General features: G+C 56.7%; 1 protein-coding gene. It reads left to right on the plus strand.

All coding sequences use genetic code 11. The annotated features are described in order from the left end of the window. The coding region (locus tag U1763_RS21070; RefSeq protein ID WP_332756863.1) for a non-ribosomal peptide synthetase at positions 1-1640 on the plus strand (1640 nt) is incomplete at both ends.

Below are 1640 nucleotides of genomic sequence, written 5' to 3' on the forward strand. Positions count from 1 at the left end.
AAGAAGACTTTGAGTGGATCAGTTCCAAGTTTGACCTTACCCTATCACTAGGCGAGGATAAATCCGGTCTTTCCGGAGTGCTGGAGTATGCCACGGACCTGTTCGACGCATCGACGGCCGAGCGTTTCGCGGCGCATCTTGTGCGAGTCCTGGAGCAGGTAGTGGCGTCTCCCGATACCCGTCTGGGCGACCTCGATTTACTCGGCGAGGAGGAGCGTCACCGTCTTCTCGTCACGTGGAACGAGACTGGTCATCAAGTTCGTGACGCTACGGTGGTCGAACTGTTCGAGGCCCAGGCAGCACGGGCGCCGGACGCGACCGCGGTAGTGTTTGGCGATCTCACGCTCAGCTATGGAGAGTTGAACGAGCGTTCCAATCAGCTCGCCCATCATCTTCGCAACCTTGGCGTCGGACCGGAAAAGCTCGTCGCGATCTGTATAGAGCGTTCGCTCGACATGGTTGTCGGTCTTCTTGCAGTCCTTAAGTCGGGCGGCGCCTACGTACCGCTCGATCCCGAATACCCCGCTGAGCGTCTTTTGTTCATGCTGGATGATACGGCAGCCCCGATTTTGCTAACGCAGGAACGTCTGCTTGAGCGACTTCCCGCAACGCGCGCCGAGACAATCTGCCTCGATCGCGACTGGCCGCTCATTTCGGCCCACCCCGGTTCCGCCCTCCATATCCCTATCGACCCTGTTAATCTCGTCTACGTTACCTATACATCTGGGTCCACGGGGAAGCCAAAAGGTGTCGGGATGTTTCACCGAGGCCTGATCAACCTCATGGATTGGCATTCAACCGTGTCACATGGCCGGCGGATACTACAGTTCGCATCCATCGGCTTCGACCAATCTGCCCTAGAAATTCTTTCTTCACTATTTTCAGGTGGAGAGCTAGTCATAGTCTCAGAGGAGGAACGGTTCGGGTTGCTACGCGACCTGCAGGATTTTGCATCACGCCAAATTGAGGACGTGTTTTGCGCCCAGTCAGTTCTAGATGCAATAGGGCCTCTTCCTGCAAAAGACCTTTCCCTAAAGAATATAATCCAGACAGGAGAAGCGCTCAGAATAAATTCTTCCGTCCGCGAGCTTCTTGCCAAAGCACCGCGTGCATCATTACACAACTATTATGGTCCGACCGAAACCCATGTCGTAACTGCGTCCCTCAACGTTGAATACACATTCGACCGCTCCGTTCCGATCGGCCGTCCGATCTGGAACACTGAGGTGTACGTACTGGATGCATTCCTGCGGCCTGTCCCGGCAGGGGTTGCAGGAGAACTCTACATTGCGGGTGAAGGGCTTGCCCGTGGCTATCTGAACAGACACGGGCTGACCGCGGAGCGGTTCGTCGCATGCCCGTTCAAAGCACCTGGCTCGCGTATGTACCGGACCGGTGATCTTGCGCGCTGGCGCACCGATGGTGAGCTGGAATTTCTTGGGCGCAACGACTTCCAGGTAAAAATTCGTGGCTTCCGGATCGAGCTAGGCGAAATCGAGGCAGTGCTGTCGCGCCAGCCCGGTGTTTCGCAGGCGGCGGTGATCGCCCGCGAAGACGAGCCGGGCGATAAGCGCTTGGCAGCCTATTTAGTAGCTGAGACGGGCACAGTGCTGGACGAGAAGGCATTGCAAGGTGATCTC

It is taken from the genome of Sphingomonas sorbitolis, assembly GCF_036663875.1.
Taxonomy (GTDB): Bacteria; Pseudomonadota; Alphaproteobacteria; order Sphingomonadales; family Sphingomonadaceae; genus Sphingomonas.